We start from the raw sequence: 1590 nt of genomic DNA, 5'->3' as shown, positions 1-1590 counted from the left end.
CCCCGACCCGATAAGGTTTACCCGTGTTCCGCGGCTACTCCACCGCCCACTGCTCGCTCGAGCTGCCCGACTACCACCCCTTCCCCAAGTACAAGTACGCCGGGGTCGCACAGGCCCTTCAGGGCGAGATGGAGGTGCTCGAGGCCCCGGCCATCGGCTGGGAGACGCTGGCGCTGGTGCACGAGCGGGCGTATTTGGAGAAGCTGCGGCGGGAGGGGCTCTCGAGGCAGGAGGCGCACCGGGTGGGGCTGCCCTGGACCCGGAGCCTGCTGACCCGGGCCCTGCACGCCGCCGGGGGGACGCTGGCCGCTACCCGTGACGCCTTGCGGTGGGGGCTGGGCATGAACCTGGCCGGGGGCACCCACCACGCCTACCGCGACCGGGCCGAGGGTTACTGCCTCTTCAACGACGTGGCGGTAGCCGTCGCCGCCCTGCGCGCGGAGGGCTGGGGAGGGCGGGTGCTGGTGGCCGACCTCGACGCCCACCAGGGCAACGGCACCGCCGTGATCTTCCAGGACAACCCCTCGGTGTTCACCCTCTCGGTCCACGCCGAGCGCAACTACCCGCTCAAGAAGGAGCAGAGCGACCTCGACGTGGGCTTGCCCGACGCCACCGGCGACGCGGAGTACCTGGCGGCGCTCGAGCCCGCCCTCGAGCAGGCCTTCGCCTCCCGCCCCGAGCTGGTCTTCTTCAACGCCGGGGTGGACGTGCTGGCCGGCGACCGCTTCGGGCGGCTGGGGCTGAGCCTGGAGGGCCTGGCCGAGCGCGACCGTCGCGTGCTCGAGCGGGTGCGGCGCGCGGGGGTCCCACTGGTGATCGTGATGGGCGGGGGCTACAACCGCGACCCCGGCACCACCGTGGCGGCCCACGCCCAGACCTACCGGCTGGCGCTCGAGCGCCTGGCGGGGTCGCTATGATTGGGGCCATGCACAGGCCGCTCAACATCCTCTCCATCCAGTCGTGGGTTTCCTACGGGCACGTGGGCAACGCTGCGGCGGTGTTTCCGCTGCAACGCATGGGCTTCGAGGTGTGGGCCATCCACACCGTGCAGTTCTCCAACCACACCGGCTACGGGGCCTGGAAGGGCATGATCCTGCCCCCCGAGCACCTCAGCGAGGTGGTGGAGGGCATCGCCGAGCGCGGGGTGCTGGGGCAGTGCGACGCGGTGCTCTCGGGCTACATGGGCGGCGGCGGGACCGCCGAGGCCATCCTCTCGGCGCTGCGGCGGGTGCGCGAGGCCAACCCGGGCGCGCTCTACTGCTGCGACCCGGTGATGGGCGACGTGGGCCGGGGCGTCTTCGTGCGGCCCGAGATCCCCGAGGTCATGCGCACGCGGGTGGTGCCCCAGGCCGACGTCGTCACCCCCAACCAGTTCGAGCTCGAGCTCCTCACCGGCCACAGCGTCCGCACCCTCGACGACGCCCTCGAGGCCGCCCGCCACCTGCGCGACCAGGTGCGCCCGCAGGGCCCGCGCATCGTGGTGGCGACCAGCCTGCTGCGCGAGGAAGCCCCCGACGGCCACATCGAAACCCTGGCCGTCGCCGACGGCGGGGCCTGGGTCGTTCGCACCCCCCTGATCCCCCTCGACCC

General features: G+C 72.7%; 2 protein-coding genes. Both read left to right on the top strand.

The window, feature by feature from the left end; all coding sequences use genetic code 11:
* Positions 1-23: 23 nt before the first annotated feature.
* Entirely contained in the window at positions 24-917 is an 894-nt protein-coding gene (locus tag Mterra_RS21135) for a histone deacetylase family protein (RefSeq protein ID WP_119316864.1), read from the top strand.
* A gap of 8 nt (positions 918-925) precedes the next feature.
* Positions 926-1590 (top strand): pyridoxal kinase PdxY (pdxY, locus tag Mterra_RS21130; protein ID WP_119316863.1); only part of this gene is annotated, 665 nt, incomplete at its 3' end.

The organism is Calidithermus terrae, assembly GCF_003574345.1.
Lineage (GTDB): Bacteria > Deinococcota > Deinococci > Deinococcales > Thermaceae > Calidithermus > Calidithermus chliarophilus.
The sequence above is the reverse complement of the archived record's forward strand: the minus strand, read 5'-3'. Positions and strand labels throughout refer to the sequence as shown.